Annotated in this window: 15 protein-coding genes and 2 tRNA genes; 9 read left to right on the top strand and 8 right to left on the bottom strand. The window is 38.9% G+C overall.

Features of this window, described 5'->3' with window-relative positions:
• Positions 1–11: 11 nt before the first annotated feature.
• Positions 12–1,298 carry a GH36-type glycosyl hydrolase domain-containing protein gene (locus tag EFY79_RS04920; protein WP_199727437.1) on the top strand — a complete coding sequence of 429 codons (1,287 nt, stop codon included), beginning with the start codon at positions 12–14 and terminating at the stop codon, positions 1,296–1,298.
• Between the two features lie 34 nt (positions 1,299–1,332).
• Here the strand turns inward: EFY79_RS04920 and EFY79_RS04915 are convergent, their stop codons facing one another.
• Complete coding sequence (locus tag EFY79_RS04915; protein ID WP_148041855.1) at positions 1,333–2,184, bottom strand: isocitrate lyase/PEP mutase family protein; 852 nt, start codon at positions 2,182–2,184, stop codon at positions 1,333–1,335.
• A 211-nt stretch (positions 2,185–2,395) separates the two neighbouring features.
• On the opposite strand from EFY79_RS04915, the gene EFY79_RS04910 reads away from it, so the two are divergent.
• The 3 genes from EFY79_RS04910 to EFY79_RS04900 all read left to right on the top strand — a co-directional run bounded on the left by EFY79_RS04910 (position 2,396) and on the right by EFY79_RS04900 (position 4,546).
• Positions 2,396–4,204: an ABC transporter ATP-binding protein gene (locus tag EFY79_RS04910; RefSeq protein ID WP_123119564.1), complete on the top strand. Its 1,809-nt coding sequence runs from the start codon at positions 2,396–2,398 to the stop codon at positions 4,202–4,204.
• 155 nt (positions 4,205–4,359) lie between these two features.
• Positions 4,360–4,448 (top strand) — tRNA-Ser (locus EFY79_RS04905).
• 23 nt (positions 4,449–4,471) lie between these two features.
• Positions 4,472–4,546, top strand: a tRNA-Pro gene (locus tag EFY79_RS04900).
• An 85-nt stretch (positions 4,547–4,631) separates the two neighbouring features.
• Here the strand turns inward: EFY79_RS04900 and pepE are convergent.
• The 5 genes from pepE to EFY79_RS04875 all read right to left on the bottom strand — a co-directional run bounded on the left by pepE (position 4,632) and on the right by EFY79_RS04875 (position 9,482).
• Entirely contained in the window at positions 4,632–5,357 is a 726-nt protein-coding gene (gene pepE / locus EFY79_RS04895) for a dipeptidase PepE (protein ID WP_123119563.1), read from the bottom strand.
• 33 nt (positions 5,358–5,390) lie between these two features.
• A complete protein-coding gene (gene mgrA / locus EFY79_RS04890) occupies positions 5,391–6,389 on the bottom strand; it encodes an L-glyceraldehyde 3-phosphate reductase (protein WP_123119562.1) in 999 nt (332 codons plus the stop codon).
• Between the two features lie 91 nt (positions 6,390–6,480).
• The gene (locus EFY79_RS04885; protein WP_123119561.1) at positions 6,481–8,034 is read right to left on the bottom strand and encodes an Rne/Rng family ribonuclease; all 1,554 of its coding nucleotides are present in this window, start codon (positions 8,032–8,034) and stop codon (positions 6,481–6,483) included.
• A gap of 257 nt (positions 8,035–8,291) precedes the next feature.
• Entirely contained in the window at positions 8,292–9,146 is an 855-nt protein-coding gene (locus tag EFY79_RS04880; RefSeq protein WP_123119560.1) for a tetratricopeptide repeat protein, read from the bottom strand.
• Positions 9,147–9,194: 48 nt separating this feature from the next.
• The gene (locus EFY79_RS04875; protein WP_123119559.1) at positions 9,195–9,482 is read right to left on the bottom strand and encodes an HU family DNA-binding protein; all 288 of its coding nucleotides are present in this window, start codon (positions 9,480–9,482) and stop codon (positions 9,195–9,197) included.
• A gap of 191 nt (positions 9,483–9,673) precedes the next feature.
• Between EFY79_RS04875 and mutY the strand changes: the two genes are divergently transcribed.
• The 5 genes from mutY (at position 9,674) to EFY79_RS04850 (ending at position 16,229) form a co-directional block, all read left to right on the top strand.
• Positions 9,674–10,738: an A/G-specific adenine glycosylase gene (gene mutY, locus EFY79_RS04870; RefSeq protein WP_123119558.1), complete on the top strand. Its 1,065-nt coding sequence runs from the start codon at positions 9,674–9,676 to the stop codon at positions 10,736–10,738.
• Positions 10,739–10,765: 27 nt separating this feature from the next.
• On the top strand, positions 10,766–11,170 hold the full coding sequence (locus tag EFY79_RS04865; RefSeq protein WP_123119557.1) for a single-stranded DNA-binding protein: 405 nt from the start codon (positions 10,766–10,768) through the stop codon (positions 11,168–11,170).
• A 60-nt stretch (positions 11,171–11,230) separates the two neighbouring features.
• Complete coding sequence (gene gldE / locus EFY79_RS04860) at positions 11,231–12,532, top strand: gliding motility-associated protein GldE (RefSeq protein WP_233577919.1); 1,302 nt, start codon at positions 11,231–11,233, stop codon at positions 12,530–12,532.
• Positions 12,533–12,562: 30 nt separating this feature from the next.
• Positions 12,563–13,198 carry a gliding motility lipoprotein GldD gene (gene gldD, locus EFY79_RS04855; protein WP_199727436.1) on the top strand — a complete coding sequence of 212 codons (636 nt, stop codon included), beginning with the start codon at positions 12,563–12,565 and terminating at the stop codon, positions 13,196–13,198.
• Between the two features lie 109 nt (positions 13,199–13,307).
• Entirely contained in the window at positions 13,308–16,229 is a 2,922-nt protein-coding gene (locus EFY79_RS04850) for an FAD-binding and (Fe-S)-binding domain-containing protein (RefSeq protein ID WP_123119555.1), read from the top strand.
• 74 nt (positions 16,230–16,303) lie between these two features.
• Here EFY79_RS04850 and EFY79_RS04845 read toward each other — a convergent pair whose 3' ends face one another.
• Both EFY79_RS04845 and EFY79_RS04840 read right to left on the bottom strand, forming a co-directional pair.
• Positions 16,304–17,671, bottom strand: a complete 1,368-nt coding sequence (locus EFY79_RS04845; protein ID WP_123119554.1) for an efflux RND transporter periplasmic adaptor subunit — start codon at positions 17,669–17,671, stop codon at positions 16,304–16,306.
• Between the two features lie 185 nt (positions 17,672–17,856).
• On the bottom strand, positions 17,857–19,311 hold the full coding sequence (locus EFY79_RS04840; protein WP_123119553.1) for a TolC family protein: 1,455 nt from the start codon (positions 19,309–19,311) through the stop codon (positions 17,857–17,859).
• Positions 19,312–19,361 lie beyond the last annotated feature (50 nt).

The raw sequence follows: 19,361 nt of genomic DNA, 5'->3' as shown, positions 1-19,361 counted from the left end.
AGTAAAATATCATGCGATTAAAAATTTTGATAGTCATCTGCTTACTGCTGGCTTTTGCATGGCAGGATAGCCTCTTTTCTCAGTCGCATACAGGAATAAAATCCGAAATTCTAAAAGACTCTTCACTCAATCGCGTAAAATCAATGGCAGCCGGTTTGATAGAAACCGGCTTTAATGCAGGAAGTGGTTATGGCGAAGTGTGGATTAGGGATTTTAATACTTTTATTGAGCTTTCCTGCAAATTGATGCCCCGTGATTCGATAAAAGACCGGCTCAGGGTATTTTTTCAAATGCAGGGAGATGATGGAAATATTGTGGACGGTTATATTCCGAAGAAAAAAGCTGATGTAGGCTACAATTATATTTACAGTAAAAACGCACCCGATTTTGCAGGGCATAAAAACACGGTAGAAACTGACCAGGAAACTTCATTAATCCAGGCGGTTTATAAGTATGTTACCGCCACAAAAGATTATAATTTTCTCAACGAAAATATTGACGGAAAATCTGTGCAGTCGCGCCTTTCGGATGCGCTCGAATTTTTGATGAACAAGCGTTATTCACCGGAATATGGCCTGATTTACGGCGCTACCACAGTAGATTGGGGCGATGTACAGCCGGAAACAAAATGGGGTGTGGTTTTGGATTCAACTAGCCATTTGGCAATTGATATATATGACAATGCTATGCTGGTGATTGCACTCAATAATTATATTGAATTATTTCCCGGCTCTAAAAGATGGGAAGATGTCCGGGATAAAATACGAGCTAACATTCGCAAATATCTCTGGGACGAAAAAGGTCAAAAATTTATTCCTCATATTTATCTAAATGGATCGCCATTTCCGGCTTCTTTCGATGAAAATAAAATCAATTACCACGGGGGAACAACTGTCGCTATTAAAGCAGGCCTGCTCAATAAGAAAGAAATTCAGGAAGTAAACGAACAAATGCTTCGCGATGTAAAATTATCGGGCGCAATGTCAATAGGCCTCACTATTTACCCGCCTTATCCGGAGGGATATTTTAAAAATAAAGGCATGTTTCCCTATGGCTATCAAAATGGCGGCGACTGGACATGGTTTGGCGCACGCACCATCACACAATTAGCAAAATACGGATTCTTGAAAGAAGCTTACCATGAAATAAGACCCATGATAGACAGAGTAATTAAAAACAATGGATTTTACGAATGGTATACCGTGGATGGAAAACCGGCCGGGTCAGGCAGTTTCAGGGGTTCGGCCGGGGTGCTTTACACAGCAATCACCACTTTACAAGAAAGTGCATCCCAGTAATAATTGACATGCCTTGAAATACCTATCAAATAAATTAGCTACTTTGCGGGTTTGAAATTAATTTGTTCAAATAATCTGAAGTAGCCGGATTGTTGGTAATTTCCTCCATTCCCTGGTAATTCAATAATTTATTTGCAACATCCTTCATTGAATTGATTGCATATTTTAAAAATCCTGGCCCAAGGCTTACCCTCGCTACACCTATTTCTTTCAATGCAGCAAAACCGGGAATGCCAGGAAGCATCAAAATATTTATAGGAAGCTGAACCTCATCTATGATTGATTTTATAGATTGTTGCTCCTTCAAAAAAATGGGATAAAGCCCATCAGCGCCGGCACTTTTGTAAAGCTTTCCTCTCTGGATGGCCTCGTTAAGTTTTTCTTCTTTTGACAAATTATTTTGCTTTAAAAACACATCTGTACGCGCATTAATAAAAAGAGAACTTCCCATTTCAGAAGCGGTATTTTTTATCAGATGAATTCTTTCAGCCTGCTCTTCCTTAGCTACTAATTTTTGTTCCTCATGTTTACTGTCTTCAAAATTTATCCCCAAAATCCCAGTATCTACCAATCTCTTTATATTTTCTTTTAATTCGATATTGTTTTTCGCATAACCGCGTTCTACGTCTGCAGTTACGGGAATGCTCACACTTTGCGTAATTCGCTTCAGCAATAATACTAATTCATTAAAAGGATATTTTTCTCCATCCTGGTAGCCATTGCTACATGCAATAGATGCGCTTGCCGTGGCAACTGCTTTAAAACCTAAATCCTGTAAAAGCAAAGCTCCCAGCGGGTTCCAGATATTAGGAAGCACTAATATCTCGCTATTATGATGCAGTTGGTAAAATAAATTCTCGTTTGAAGATATATTATTCGCAGACATTTTATTTTTTTTAATTGAATAAAAAACCAATCACTACAAAATTACTTCAGGAATAACCAATTCAATTTCTAATGCCGGAAAAAATAGTAAACGAAAAAATAACAGTGATTTTAAATCTGATTATTAAAATGATTCTATAATTATTAATTAGCTGAATCCTTTAACGAAGGAAAAGCCTGAAATTTAATTCAATTCCATTTATTTTTGGGGGATGAAGATATTAATCTCTTACTTAAAACCTTATAAGTGGCTGATTGTACTGGCACTTTTTCTTGCAGCTACCAACCAGGTTTTTTCACTTTTTGCTCCATGGATTAGCGGTAATATTCTTGACCTTTTTGCAAATCATCCCCATGTTTTTCCTGATAAGACGCCAAGAACAGAATATGAATTTTTCTTCGGGAAGGGAAAATATCATGGGCTTATATATTTTCTCTTATTGCTGATCGGCACTGCAATGGTAAGCCGCATTGCAAAAGCATTCCAGGATTATTTTGGAAACGTTCTTGTCCAAAAATTTGGAGCTACCATTTTTACTGACGGGCTAAAACACAGCATGCGCCTTCCCTACCAGGATTTTGAGGACCAAAGCAGCGGTGAAACTTTGTCCATCTTAACAAAAGTGAGGGCAGACACTGAAAAATTTATCACCAACTTTATAAATGTATTTTTCATTATCATTGTTAGCATCGTTTTCATTTCTATTTATGCATTCAGGTTAAACTGGATTATTATGCCCGTGTATGTGATAGGAATTTTCGCCATCGCTGTTGTGACCAGCCTTTTAAGCAAAAAAATAAAAGTGATTCAAAAAACTATCGTCAGAGAAACTAATACTTTGGCTGGCACCACCACCGAATCGCTCAGAAATATCGAACTTGTAAAAAGCCTCGGGCTAACAGACCAGGAGGTGAACAGGCTGAACAATAACACCTTCAAAATTCTCAATCTTGAATTGAGAAAAGTAAAAAGCATCCGTACGTTGAGCTTTATCCAGGGCACGATGGTCAATTTTCTGCAACAAATTATTACGTTTACTTTACTTTGGCTGATTTTCCAAAATTCTATTACTCCCGGCCAATACCTGTCGCTCACTTTTTACAGCTTTTTTCTTTTTGGACCTATGCAGGAAATTGGCAACATTATCATTTCTTACCGCGAGGCAGAAGCTTCGCTGGGAAATTTTCACGACCTGATGGCCAAGCAGCCCGAAATAAAACCCCAAAGTCCCGTCAACATTCGCAATATTGAAAAGCTGGAATTCATTAATGTTAAGTTTAAACATTTATCTGCACAGCAGCCCGCGTTAGCTGATATCAGTTTTGAAATAAAGAAAGGTGAAACTATCGCTTTTGTAGGCCCTTCAGGTTCCGGAAAAACAACGCTGGTAAAGCTTTTAGTCGGTTTATATATTCCTCAAAAAGGTGAAATATTGTACAATGATATTAACCGGGAAAATATTGATTTTGATGTTCTCAGAACTCAAATCGGCTTTGTAACACAGGATACGCAATTATTTGCAGGAACTATCAGGGAAAACTTATTATTTGTGAACCCTTCCGCCTCCGATGCAGAAATGATGGACGTGCTACGAAAAGCTTCGTGCAACACGCTGCTTGCCCGCGCTGATAAGGGGCTAGATACGTTGATTGGGGAAGGAGGCGTAAAGGTTTCCGGTGGTGAAAAACAAAGGCTGTCGATTGCGCGTGCATTATTGCGCCGCCCGCATTTGCTAATTTTTGACGAAGCTACTTCCTCATTGGATTCACTTACAGAAGAGGAAATTACTAATACTATCAAAGAGGTTTCATCCAAAAAAGAGCAATTGACTATTTTGATAGCCCACCGGCTAAGTACGATTATGCATGCCGACAGAATTTATGTGCTTGAAAGAGGTAACATAATCGAAACCGGGAATCATGAACAACTATTAGGCAAGATGGGATTGTACTATGCAATGTGGAGGCAGCAGATAGGGGAACGAAAAAAATTAAATATTCAACCCGAGATGGCAAATTAAAAAAACGGGGTATTTATTCGTTTACTTGTACAGAGAATTAAAATCTGCATTTTTATCCTCAAAATGCATTAGAAGGTGTTTTTATAAAGAGCAAGTTTTTTATTTTCTTTTTTGAATTTTCAATGCTACTTTTGCAGCCCTCAATTACTATAAAAGGAGAGGTGCCTGAGTGGCCGAAAGGAACGGTTTGCTAAATCGTCGTACGGGTTAAACTGTACCGTGGGTTCGAATCCCACCCTCTCCGCACTAATTTAATATTTGAGAATTCGGGGCGTAGCGTAGCCCGGTCATCGCGCCACATTTGGGATGTGGAGGTCGCAAGTTCGAATCTTGCCGCCCCGACTTAAAAAAGCCATTCAATTTGAATGGTTTTTTTTATTGAAGTCAGCGCGTACGGATGCAATTGGGAGGTTGACAAATTTGAATTTTATAAAAGAATTGAAATATCAGCAGTTGATTGAATAACCTTTTTTGAAAATCCCGCCGCATCAATTTCCGATCGAAATAATACCCCATCGTTTTCACCAAAATATTGCAGAAAATTATTCTCCAATTTTAAATAACTTCCTTCTGGTAAACCTACAACAGGCACGCTTGGATTCATTTTTAAAAATTCCTTTAAACGATCATCGCGGCTTTCGCCATTAAAGCCTTCTATGTTTTGATTAAAATAATGAGGGTTTATCTGGAAGGAAAAAAGATTAAGCGCATTGAATGATTGGGGTTCAATAATCGGCATATCATTGGTCGTAGAAATTGTGGGCGCTAAAATGTTGGAACCCGCGCTCCAGCCGATATAAGGTATTCCGTTATTTATCTTTTCACGAATAACATTCAATAAATTTAATTCCTGCAGGTCATGAATTAATTTAAAAGTATTTCCCCCGCCGACTAATATTGCATCACTATTTTCAATTACAGAAATTGCGTTTGAGGGCAAAACCACGCTTATTTTTAGGTCCGGATTCTTTAAGCCGTTCTGAACAGAAAGACCATATTCTTCATAATTTTTATCTGCATCTGCAAATCCAAAAAACGCAATATTCGTTGGTTTACTGCCAAGAAATTCATTGATGACCGGCGCAGCTTTTTCCAGGTAACCGGAGCTTCCAACACGGGAACTACTTAATGCGAGAATATTTTTTGAAGTCATATTCTGAAATATAACGGCGTTGTGTACACGAATTTACTGTTGCAATATCAAATCAATCTTCTCAAGTTCTTCTTTTGAAAAATGAATATTACCGGTTCCTTTAATGCTACCTGCTATTTGCGTGGGTTTGCTCGCTCCCAGTATTACAGAAGTAATTCTTTCATCCTTTAATACCCACGCCAGTGCCATTTGGGCTAATGATTGGTTCCTGCCGGCAGCCACTTTATTCAGCTCTTTTACTTTTTTGACTTTGTCTTCTGTTATTTGCGATTCTGTGATGGCGCCGTTTTTAAGATGACGGCCAGCTCTTGAATCCGCGGGAATTCCATTCAGATACTTGTCTGTGAGCAGCCCTTGCGCCAGGGATGAAAAAGTAATACAGCCAATCTTTTCGTTTTCTATCACATCCAGCAGTCCGTCTTCGACCCAACGGTCAAACATATTATATCTTGGCTGAATAAGCAGGCATGGCGTGCCTAAGTTTCGTAACAGATCAATTGCTTTTTTCGCTTCAGCAGGTTTATAGTTTGAAATTCCTACATAGAGCGCCTTTCCCTGGCGCACTACAAGATCCAAGGCGCTCATTGTTTCTTCCAGCGGCGTTTCAGGATCTGGCCGATGATGATAAAAAATATCTACATAGTCTAACCCCATCCGCTTGAGGCTTTGATCAAGGCTCGAAAGGAGATATTTTTTTGAACCCCAATCCCCATAGGGGCCATCCCACATTTGATATCCGGCCTTAGAAGAAATTATCAATTCATCACGAAAAGGTCTGAAATCCTGTTGAAAAATTTTTCCAAATTTTATTTCGGCGGCGCCCGGCGGAGGGCCATAATTGTTGGCCAGGTCAAAGTGTGTAATTCCATTATCAAACGCAGCATGTAAAATACTACGGCAATTTTCATAATCATCTGCAGCTCCGAAATTATGCCAAAGGCCGAGTGATAAAACGGGCAATTTGATGCCGCTGTTTCCGCAGCGCCTGTAATTTATGTTTTCATACCTGTCTTTGTCGGGTTGATAATCCATGATTTTTTTATTTAAGGAATAAAAAATGTTTTACAAAACTAACAACTGAAAAATAAACAAGTACTTTTAACCCAAAAGGATCTAAAAAAGATTACAATTGAAGTTTGATTTCTTCATTGCTCTTATCAAAAAAATGAAATTCGGTAAGGTGGTAATTTGTGTTAGGCTGGATTTTTATTCTTTCCTTAAACTTAATTCTCCATTTCATGCGCTTTGACGGGAAGCCTTTTGTGAGGTAAGCATATAGAATCGGATGTACTTCAATGGTTAATCCTTTATGCTTTTGCATAATAAGGTAACTAAGATTTTTTTCGATCTCATCCTCAAGCACCAGTGTAGAAGACACTTTGCCTGTACCGCCGCAACTGGGGCAAAGTTCCATGGTGTTGATATTAGTCTCAGGCTTCATGCGCTGGCGGGTTATCTGCATCAGGCCAAACTTGCTGATAGCAAGAACTGCATGTTTTGCCCTGTCTTTCCTCATGAACAGGTCCATTTGCTCTGCCAGCTTCTTTTTATTTTCAGGAAGCTTCATATCAATAAAATCAACCACGATAATGCCGCCAATATCTCTTAACCTCAACTGCCGCGCAATTTCCGCAGCTGCTTCCAGGTTGGTTTCAAGTGCATTTTGTTCCTGGTTATTCCCGACGCTTTTATAACCGCTGTTTACATCAATAACATGCAAAGCTTCTGTGTGCTCAATTATAAGATAAGCGCCACTTGGCAAATTGACTGTTTTGCCGAAAGAAGCTTTTACCTGTCGGGTAACGCCATAAGCGTCAAATACAGGGGAACCGTTATTATAAAAAGAAAGAATATCCAGCTTTTCAGGAGCTATACGATGAAGGTATGTTTTGGTATCGTTGTAAATGTTCTTATCATTCACCACTATTTTATTGAAATCTTCTGTGAGCAGGTCGCGCAGAATGCTGTTGGTTTTGCCTTCCTCTGACAGGATTTTAGTAGGCGGAACAGCCCCTTTCAGGTTTTGCTGCATATTTTTCCATGTGGCAATCAGTCCCAACAAATCGTCATGAAGTTCAGCAGCAGGTTTGCCTTCTGCTGCTGTACGAACAATAACTCCAAAATTTTTTGGCTTTACTGCTTCTATGATTTTTTGTAACCTTTTTCTTTCTTCTGATGAATGAATTTTCCTGGAAACAGCAATAATATCGTTAAAAGGCGTAAGCACTACATACCGGCCCGGTAGCGAGATTTCGCAACTAAGGCGGGGGCCCTTGGCGGCTATGGGTTCTTTTAATATCTGAACCAGGATATTTGGCTTTCCGCTAAGTACTTCGGCAATTTTTCCGGTCTTTACAATTTCAGGCTCTACCTGGAAATTTTCAAAATTCATTCCTTCCGGCGATGTATCATTCGTCGCCAGTTTTGTAAACTTCAGAATAGACCGGATGTAAGGGCTTAAATCGGAATAGTGAAGAAATGCATCTTTTTCAAAGCCAACATCAATAAAGGCCGCATTAAGACCCGGAATTAATTTTTTAACTTTTCCTAGGTACAAATCGCCAACTCCAAAGCTTGAATTTGCATTTTCATTATGCATTTCCACGAGCTTTTTATCCTCAAGTAAGGCTATCTCAACTGCCTGTGGGGCAGCATTTATAATAAGTTCCTTGTTCAAACTTTAATTTCTTTATTCCGTTTTTTAACAACAGAAGCAAAAGGATAAAGCCGGATATGCCGGCAGGCGAAAGTAAAAGAGTGCAAATAATTACCTCTTCTTATGTCGATTCTTTCTTAAACGCTTTTTACGCTTGTGAGTTGCGATTTTATGGCGTTTTCTCTTTTTACCACATGGCATAAATAAATAATTTTAATTTTTTTTATAAAAAGACAAATAAGTTTTAATCTATTTGCCATTGTTACTTTGCTAAAAAACTATTGATTTTCCTTCAATGCTCTTATTCGCTCGTTGATCTCTTTAGTAAACGCCGGATTATTAACCAGGTGTTCACTTTGCTCATACCATTTTATTGCATTTTGCTTGTCGCCTGAAGCGGCATAAGCATCGGCAAGCCAGGAAACGGCTTCAAGATTGTGTGGGTCAAAATCCACTACCTTTTTTAACCTTTCAATGGCTTTGTCGTATTGGGACGAAATAACACCACCAATTCCCAAAACCATCTGGGCCTGCATATTATTAGAATCTTTTTTCACTACTTCCAGCAATTGCTGAATTCCTTTCATGGTTTGTTCAGCGTTTCCAATCATTCCTTCACCATACACGTAGCAACTTCCCAGTCCAACTTTAAGATCATTATTATCAGGATCCAGCTTTATTGCTCTCTCAAAAAGATCGGCTGCTGTTTGAGCTTCCCACACTTTTTGGGCCGGATCGTCCGCCCGTTTCATATTCTCTAAAATTAACCGGGCTGCAAAGGTGAGCTTTTTTTCTGAATTATCCAATTTGGCAGCCTCGCTAAGATAGTAGGCGTAGGGGATAAAACTTCCAACCGAATCTTTCCAAAAATTAGCCAGGTTAGTATATTGATTAACTTCCTGGTGTTTTAAATCGCCCCGGCTGATATTATTTTCAATGTTGTTTACAAAAACAAGGCGTTCAGGTGATAATTTGTGCTTTTCGGCAGTGAGGGAATCTTTTATATTAAACTGGGGCGTTTCGGCCTTTGCCGCGGCCGGCATTTCTTTTTTGGTGGTTGCTGTTTTGCCAAAGAAAAAAAGTACGAATACTAGTATAGCCCCAAGCCCTGCTAAGATGATTCTTTTATTCAAAATTGATTCTTAATTTTTCAGGGTGCAAAGTTAATGCATTAAGGGCTTTTAAGAAAGGTTCTTTCCTTTGATTTGATCAACAAATTCTTTAGAAGGTTTGAAGGCGGGAATATAGTGTTCAGGAATTTCTACCGCGGTATTTTTTTTGATATTACGGCCAATTTTAGCAGCTCTTTTTTTGGTAATGAAACTGCCGAAACCCCTGATATAAATATTTTCACCTTCAGTTAGTGATTTCTTCACTTCCTTGAATAAGTTTTCAAGCGTTACAAGAACATCAACCTTAGCGATTCCCGTATTTTCGGATATCCGGTTAATTAAATCTGCTTTTCTCATTTTAAACTCTTTTTAGTTAGATGAAAATTAAAATGTGTTTTTTAAACATCGATTCAACCAGGTTAGACAAATTTACCAATCTTTATTGTAATAACTTGCTATAATATCTTTTGTGTATGTTTTTTTTTATTATTTCATAAATCCGGCTAATCTTTTTTCAAACCGGAGCATAATATACTTATTTCGCTTTAATGGAAAATCTTAAATTTTTTTCAAAAACGCTCCTTAGATGGAATCAATACGAAAATACAAGGCAAATGCCCTGGAAAGGCGAGTCTAATCCTTTCCGCGTGTGGATTAGCGAGATTATTTTGCAACAAACCAGGGTGCAGCAGGGCCTTGACTATTATAATCGGTTTATAAAGGCTTTCCCCGACATTAAATCGCTGGCGACTGCCGATGAAAAGGAGGTTTACAAATTATGGGAAGGATTGGGATATTATTCAAGATGCAAAAATTTAATGTTATCGGCCAAACAAATTTATTACGAAAGAAATGGAGAATTTCCACGCAACTATGAAGAGATAATCGCCTTAAAAGGCATAGGAAGCTACACTGCCGCCGCTATTGCATCCTTTGCTTTTAACCTTCCTTATGCTGTTTTGGATGGAAATGTTTTCAGGGTTCTGTCAAGATTTTTTGGAATTGAAATTCCGGTAAATACAACCGAAGGCAAGAAATATTATGGCAAACTTGCCCAATCACTTCTTGATAAAAAAAATCCCGGAATTTATAACCAGGCTTTAATGGATTTTGGCGCAGTTGTTTGTAAACCCGCTGCCCCTTTGTGTTTGGAATGCCCTTTTCAAAAAAAATGCATCGCCTTCCAACAGAAAAAAGTGAGCGTATTACCTGTCAATACTAAAAAACTTACTTTAAAAAACAGGTTTTTTAATTATTTATTGGTTCACTATAAAAACACTTTTTATGTGCATAAAAGAACGGATAAAGACATCTGGGAAAACCTGTATGAATTTATCCTGTTAGAAACAGACGAATTGTTAAATGAAAAAGCAGTAAAGGAACAAATACGTCAGATTTTAAATCCGGGAAATTATACCATCAATTTTATTTCAGCCGAAAAATCGCAAAGGCTTACTCACCAGATTATCACGGGACGGTTTATACATATAGAAGTTAATGAACCGGTTTTTTATAAAGATTATTTCCCCGCAGATAAAAGCCAGTTGGAATTATTGCCTTTTCCCAAATTAGTCACCTCTTATTTAAAAGATAAAAATGTATCTTTAAATTGAATTTTTTAAAGGAGAAAACACAGCATTATGCGTGGACTTAATAAAGTAATGTTAATTGGAAACCTGGGCAAAGACCCGGATATCCAATACCTTGAAGGAAACATTCCCGTATCCAAATTTCCATTAGCCACCACAGAAACCTATAAGGATAAGAACGGTAAAGCCATTTCCCAAACTGAATGGCATAATATTGTTTTATGGCGCGGCCTTGCAGAGCTGGCTCAAAAATATTTACACAAAAGCAGCCTTGTTTATATAGAAGGCCACCTGAAAACCCGGTATTGGGAAGACAGGGACCACAATAAAAAGGCTACAACAGAAATCATCGCCGATAATCTTATTTTGCTTGACAAGCGGAGCGAGGCCAATCCTGATAACCCGAAAGAACATTCAGATAGCGGCTTAAACGATTCTACTGAAAAAGATATCTGAAAGCAGAATTCAATGATTCTTATTTTTAAACCTTAATTTGGTCATCAAATAGTTTTGCAATTGCTCACAATATTAGCCATTATCAACACTTCGGTAACTACCATCCTGTTTTTCATCTTGCTGGTGCTTTTCATCCTGTCATTTTTATTTTCAGGTTCGCAAATGGCTTATTTTTCGCTCACATTGAAGGATATAAATATGCTTAAAACCCGCCAGCAACCTTCCTATAAAAGAATTGTAACATTACTGGAAAATCCGAAAAGCCTGATGGCATCGCTGCTTATCGCCAACACTTTTGTAAATATTGGAATTATTTTAATTTCTAACCTTCTGCTTGACCAATGGATTACAACCCTTGATCTGCATTTTGTCATTAGTTTTCTTTTAAAGATTATTATCATCTCACTGGTGTTAATTTTATTTTGCGAAGTTCTTCCCAAAGTGTGGGCGGCCCATCATAAGATTTGGTTCGCTTCAACGGCTTCGATGGTGGTTGATGTCTTTAACAGCATGCTGTCAGGAATTAGTTTGCAGCTTGTAGGCCTGGATTCTTCTATCGAACGTGCATTCAAATCAGGCAATGAGATAAAAGATGATTCGCAACTGGATGATGCCATTGATTTATTGCCCGACAATAAAGCCTCCAGCGAAGAAAAACAGATTTTAAAGGGTATCCGGAAATTCAGCAATACCACCGTTAAGCAAACCATGCGGCCGCGCCTCGATGTGACAGGCATTGACGCTTCTGTGCCGTTTACTACTGTTTTGGAAAAAGTAAAAGATTATTCCTATTCCCGGCTGCCCGTTTACAAAAGCAATCTTGATGAAATTGTTGGAATTCTTCATACAAAAGATTTATTGTCGCATCTTAATGATAAGGAAATTGACTGGCATCCATTGATGCGGCCGGTATTTTATGTGCACGAACAAAAGCTGATTGAAGACTTATTACAGGATTTTAGGAACAAACGAATTCATATGGCTGTCGTAGTTGATGAGTTTGGGGGCACATCGGGCATTATTACGCTGGAAGATATCATGGAAGAAATTATTGGCGATATACAAGATGAATTTGATGATGAGCAAAGCGGCAATAAAAAAATTGATGATTATAACTATATATTTGAAGGCAAAACAATGATAAATGATCTTTGCAGGGTATTAAAAATTCCAACCCATACCTTTGACCTTTTGCGGGGAGAAAGTGATTCCTTAGCGGGTTTGATTTTGGAAATAGCCGGGGAATTTCCTACTATAAACCAACAGTTTGAAACCAATAATTATATTTTTACAGTGCTTGAGATTAATAAAAACCGCATTGCGAAAGTGAAGCTTACATTAAAACAAAAACAAGGAAAGTAAATCCTATTTAACTGAATAAAAACCCGGACGATGCGGCGAATCATTTATTTCCCGTTTGCTTTGCTTATTCTCAGTTGCAATTCAAATTATACCTCGAAGAAGACGGGATATTTTAAAATTGATTTTCCTGAAAAAAAATATACATCATTCAATCAGCCTGGCTATCCTTATACATTTGAATATCCGGTATATGCGAAAATTGCAAAAGATTCCAGCTATTTTGAGGAAGGCTCCAAAAATCCCTATTGGATTAATATTGAGTTTCCTACTTTCAACGGCACTATCTTTATCAGCTACAAACAAATAGGAGGTACTTCGGTTTATAAAATTAAAAACAGAGACGGCACTTACCGCGATTCTGTAGGTATTAACAGTTTTGACAAAATGGTGAACGACGCATTTAATCTTACTTATAAAAATGATGTAAAAGCTTATTCCATTGAAGACAGCCTGATGCATACGCCCAATAATATTTCGGGTGTTTTTTTTAAGGTTTCAGGTAATGTAGCCACCGCCAAACAATTTTTTCTTACTGATAGCGTAAAGCATTTTTTAAGAGGTGCCTTATATTTTGATGCCACCCCTAATGAAGATTCGCTGAGGCCTGTGAACGCCTTTCTGCAGCAGGATATGAAACACCTTATCAACACCTTGCAATGGAAGTAAGCATTTTTTTTATTAAGAATGCCTGTCAGAGAAAGTAAAAAAATAAATATGTATGTTTTGCTGTTTAAAACTTTTTAGCTTTACCGTTTTTTAAAAAAGAAATTTTAAAATGGAGAAGTTGAAAGATTTATCCCGCCAGTTAGAGGGTGAATTATTTACCGATGATACCATACGCCAACTATATGCTACCGACGCTTCAGCTTACCAGGAAAAGCCTTTGGCTGTCGCAATCCCCAGATCAGTTGATGATTTAAAAAAGATAATATTATTCGCAAAAAAACATCATGCTTCTATCATACCAAGAGCCGCCGGCACCTCGCTTGCGGGCCAGGTAGTGGGCAAAGGCATCGTTGTGGATGTGTCAAAATATTTTACCAAAATTATTGAGCTTAATGAACAGGAACGTTGGGTCCGTGTGCAGCCCGGTGTTATCCGCGATGAGCTGAATATGTTTTTAAAACCCTACGGCTTGTATTTCGGCCCTGAAACTTCTACCGCCAACCGGGCTATGATGGGCGGAATGGTGGGTAATAATTCCTGCGGCTCTAATTCAATTGTATATAGAAGCACACGGGAGCATCTGCTGGAAGTAACTACGCTGCTCAGTGATGGCAGCGAGGCTGTTTTTAAAACGGTAAGCCTGGACGAATTTCACGAGAAATGCGAAGGCAATACCCTGGAAGCTGCTATCTACAAAAATATAAGAACCATTCTGAGCAGTTATGATAACCAGCAGGAGATATTAAAAGAATTTCCGAAGGAAACGGTTGAAAGAAGAAACACGGGATATGCTTTGGATATTTTGATGAACTCAGCGCCGTTTATCGCGGGAAAAGAAGATTTTAATTTTTGCAAATTGATAGCGGGCTCAGAGGGTACACTGGCTTTTATCACGGACATTAAATTAAATGTAGTGCCTCTTCCACCAAAGGAAACAGGCTTAATGTGCGTACATTTTAATTCCATTGATGAGGCGCTAAAAGGAAATTTAATCGCCTTGAAATATAAACCACGAGCCAGTGAACTGATAGATCATTACATTTTAGAATGTACTAAGGAAAACATCGAGCAAAGCAAAAACCGGTTTTTTGTACAAGGCGATCCGGAAGCAATTTTGGTGATAGAATTTTCTGCGCCCACCCATGAAGGCGTAATAGAAATTGCAAAGCAATGCGAAGCCGAAATGCGTGAGATGGGATTCGGTTACCACTTTCCGTTGTTGTTTGGAGATGACACAAAAAAGATATGGACTTTACGAAAGGCAGGCCTGGGCTTGCTTAGCAATCTTCCCGGAGATGACAAAGCTGTTCCTGTAATCGAAGATACGGCGGTGGACACCGCTGATTTACCGGCGTATATCGAAGAATTTAACGTTATCCTGAAAAAGTACGGTTTATATTCTGTTCATTATGCGCATGCTGGTTCGGGCGAGATTCACCTGCGGCCCATCATCAATTTAAAAACGGAAGAGGGCAACCGTTTGTTCCGCGCAATCGCACAGGAAATTGCTGCACTTGTAAAAAAATACAAAGGCTCCCTAAGCGGCGAACATGGCGATGGAAGACTGCGTGGAGAATTTATCAAACAGATGGTGGGCGAAAAGAATTACAAGTTATTTGAAAATATTAAACACACCTGGGACCCCGATAATATTTTTAATCCGAATAAAATTGTAGATACACCGCCGATGAATACGCATCTGCGCTATACTCCGGGACAGAAGACGCCAAAGTTCAACACCGTATTCCGGTTTCACAACCAGGATATTTTACAGCATGCTGAACAGTGCAACGGCACCGGCGAATGCAGAAAAACTCATCTTACCGGCGGTACCATGTGCCCTTCATACATGGCCACTAAAAACGAAAAAGATACCACGAGGGCAAGAGCAAATATTCTTAGAGAGTTTCTTACCAATTCAACCAAAATCAATCGTTTTGATCATGAAGAAATTCATGAAGTAATGGACCTTTGCCTTAGTTGCAAAGGTTGCAAATCTGAATGTCCTTCAAGCGTGGATGTAGCGAAACTAAAGGCTGAATTTCTTCAGCAATATTACGATGCCAACGGCGTGCCTTTCCGTGCCAAGCTTATTGCCAACTTTGCCAAGTCTGCTAAAATGGGTTCTATTGCTCCCGGTGTGTACAACTGGATGGTGACTGCTCCCGTGGTTAGTAATATGGTAAAACGCTTTTCTGGCTTTGCATTAAAACGTTCGATGCCTACTTTGTATAAAACCAGTTTGCGAAAATGGTTTGAGAAAAGAAAAAATAAAGCTAACGGTGATGGTCACACGAAAAATAAAAAAGTCTATTTATTCTGTGATGAGTTTACCAATTACAACGATACCGAAATCGGTATTAAAGCCATCCTTCTTTTGGAAAAACTGGGTTATGAAGTATTAATGACTAAGCATGAGGAAAGCGGCAGAGCATGGATGTCAAAAGGCCTGATAAGGCACGCCAAAAAAATAGCTAATAAGAATATAAAAATATTCAGTAAAATTATTAATGAAGAAACACCGCTGTTGGGCATAGAACCCAGTGCCATCCTTACTTTCCGGGATGAATATATAGACTTGGCTGATGAAGCCAACCTGGCCACTGCAAGGGCGCTTGCTAAAAATGTTTTTATCATTGATGAATTTATCGGCCGGGAAATCGAAAAAGGAAATATCAAAAAAAGTTCGTTTACTACAGAAAAACGGCATATCAAATTGCAGGGGCATTGCCATCAAAAATCTTTATCGTCCACTGCGCCTACTTTAAAAATGGTGTCTTTGCCGGAAAACTATTCTGCAGAAGAAATCCGCTCCGGCTGCTGCGGCATGGCCGGCTCTTTTGGCTTTGAAAAAGAACATTATGATTTGTCTATGCAAATTGGCGAATTGGTATTATTTCCAACGGTAAGGAGCACAGCGCCTGATGTCATCATCGCTTCGGGAGGCACCAGTTGTCGCCACCAGGTAAAAGACGGCACCGGCGTAAAGGCTTTGCATCCTGTGGAAGTATTATACGATGCGCTGGTTTGACGGGAACAGTAAAGGCACAAATCATCACGGTTTTTATTCTGTAGCGCTTGCTTTTTTATAAGAAGCAATTGTAATTACTTCTTAGCGCTAAAAATTTCACTTTTGGGAACTACCTTTACTTTATCACCATTTTTGAGTGTTTTCGAAACCACATCATAAGGGCCTGTAACCACTTCATCGCCCTCTTTTAGCCCATCTGTTATTTCTATGTAATTAATATCCTGGATGTCGGTTTTTACTTTTTGCATTTTTACTTTACCATCTGCCTGTACAACAAATACTACAATATCCAAATCATCAACATTGGTTGTGTTAGCTGCTGCATCATCACTAGCAGGCTTGTTGGCGCCTGGCGCTTTGGTAGAATCATTTTTTTCCCTTGTAGTTACCGCATTGATTGGAATGGATAAAACGTTATCATGTGTTTTGGTTTGAATATCTGCGCTGGCACTCATTCCCGGCCTGAAGGGGAATCTTTTTTTGTTCGGCCCCTCCAGCAAATCCCTATAAGAATCCGGATTTAAGCGGATATACACTTTATAATTGGTAACATCGGTGGTTGTATTGGCAAGGTCGCTTTGAGTAGCAGCACCATTGCTGCTGCTCGCAATTTGTGTAACCACGCCTGCGAATTTTCTGTCGTTATAAGCATCTACTTCAATGGTGGCACTATCGCCAAGCCTTACCTTGGGAACATCATTTTCGCCAACATCTACTCTTACTTCCATTTTGCTCATGTCTGCTATGCGCATCATTTCTGTTCCGGCCATCATTGAGCTTCCCACTACTCTTTCTCCTTTTTTTACGCTCAACAGGGAAACAATTCCATCCATCGGCGAAACAAGGGTTGCCAGCCTTAAATCTTTATTGGCTTTTTGCAATGCAGCCTGTGCGCTTTGCACACCAGCCATGCTACCGTGTATGCCTTCTTTTGCCGCATTAAGATTTGCAATTGCTGATTTATAATTGGCTTCAGCCGTGTTGAACTCATTTTTTGAAATCACTTTTTGATCATACAATTGCTTTTGCATGTTGAAAGTTTCCTTTGCCTGTGCAAGATTCGCCTCCAAAGCGCCTATGGATGCCTGCGCATCGGCTAGCTGCGCCTGTTGCTGTTTAACCACAGCTTCTGCCTGGTCTTTTTGTGTCAAATAAATATCGCCATAGATTTTCGCAAGCACCTGGCCCTTTTTTACGCTATCGCCTTCGGCCACATCAAGCTCAACTATTTCTCCGGAAATATCAGGGCTTAGTTTAACTTCCACTACCGGATAAATTTTACCGCTGGCGTTTACGGTCTCTACAATTGTGCGTCGCGCTACCTTCTCTGCGGTTACTTTGGTGCCTTCATCTTTTCCTATTATTCCTGCTTTTTTCAGTACTATTAATGCTACAATTAATACTACCAAAACAATAATTATCCATTTAAGAGTTTTATTCATAATGCGTGTTTCGGGGCTTTGTTGAAATAATTTTTATTTATAGAATTTTAAAACGCGGCGTTTGTAAAAGATAATTACACCATTCATAAAAGTTGCGCCCGGTTTTAAATTAATTCATTATAGTTTTTAATTTACACTACTTTAATTTGTCTGTCATCGGCCCAATTTCACCGGCTACAGAATTTTTATTCCAGCTTTAATCCCTGCCCTTTGTAATATTCCAGCACTTTCATTTTAAATATATAATCAAACTGGTTAATCACATATTGCAGTTTGGCCGTAAATAAATTGTTTTGATTGGTTATCAGGTCAAGCGTTCCGATCATTCCTACATTATATCGCAACAATGTATAATCGTAGGTTTTTTGTGCCGATTCCACAGCTTTTGATGAAGAAGCAAATTTTTGCCTGGCCACTATTGCCGCATTATAAGCCTGGTATATATCCTGCTTTAAGGTTTGATTATCCAGTTGCTCCTGGTATTGCATATTCCGCAAATTGATTTTGGAACGCTGGTAACCGGCCTTTGCCTGCCATCCATTAAAAATCGGGACACTCAAACTTATACCGATGGTTTGCCCAAAGTTGTCATTAAACTGGGTTCCAAAATTGGGGGACGTAATAAATTTCTTCTGCCCGTTCACGAACGTGGGCTGTTGAATATTGTAATCGTTAATAATATTGCCCATTGCATCCATTACTACAAGGCCGCTTTGCTTATACCCGCTAAATACCTGGGTATAATAAGGTGTTCGCGAATATCCATAACTATTGCTCAGGCCACCAAATGCGGATATGCTGGGATAAAGCGCTCCTTTGGCGGCCAGCATATCTTTTTCAGCCGCCTTAATATTAAAGTTGTTCACTTTTTGCTGAGGGAGATTTTTTAATGCAGATGCATAAACGTCTTCCGGTTGTAAATCGCCAATAGGTTGTAATGGTATTTTGTCAATCGGAGGTTCATCTACATCAAATGAATCGGCAGCATCAATGTTCATATAAGACATCAACACGTATTTAGCCTGCGTAACATTTCCGGCAGCGGTAATCAAATTAGAAGTATCATTGGCCAATTGGGATTCAATCTCTACTGCATTCAATTCAGGCAAAGAGCCAGCGGCAACTTGTTTATTCACAATTTCCAGTTGCGAGCGTGATTGTGTTACCTGCACTTCTGCAATTTTTTCCTGCTCCCGCGCCAGCAGCACCTGCAGGTAAGAGTTGGCAACAGATAAAGCAATGTCATTCTTCAATTTATCAGTCGCAGCTTTGGAAGCTGCCAATGACCATTCGTTGGCAAGAATTGTATTCTTTTTCGAAAACCAGTTAAAAATTTCGGCACTGGTCTGAAGATTTAAGCCAACTGTAAAGTAATTCTGGTTTTCCAAAATACCGGTAGATGGATTCTGAGATTTACCAAAACGATAGCCATCGCTGTTAGAAAAATTAGCAGTGGGTATTTGAGAAAGCTTGCTTTGCTTATAAGTTATAGCAGAAAGGTCGGACTGCAGTGCTGATTGTTTTATTGAAATATTATGCTCCATTGCATAATCCACACATTCCTGCAGTGTCCATTTTTTTTGTGCAGAAATATCAGTAGCTATAAAAAGAATAAGTACGGTTACTATAAATTTTTGCATTTGCAAATATAAAAGAACGCCATAAAGTAAGTTCACAAATGAGTTAAAAT

Source organism: Hanamia caeni, from assembly GCF_003721595.1.
Lineage (GTDB): Bacteria > Bacteroidota > Bacteroidia > Chitinophagales > Chitinophagaceae > Ginsengibacter > Ginsengibacter caeni.
The sequence above is the reverse complement of the archived record's forward strand: the minus strand, read 5'-3'. Positions and strand labels throughout refer to the sequence as shown.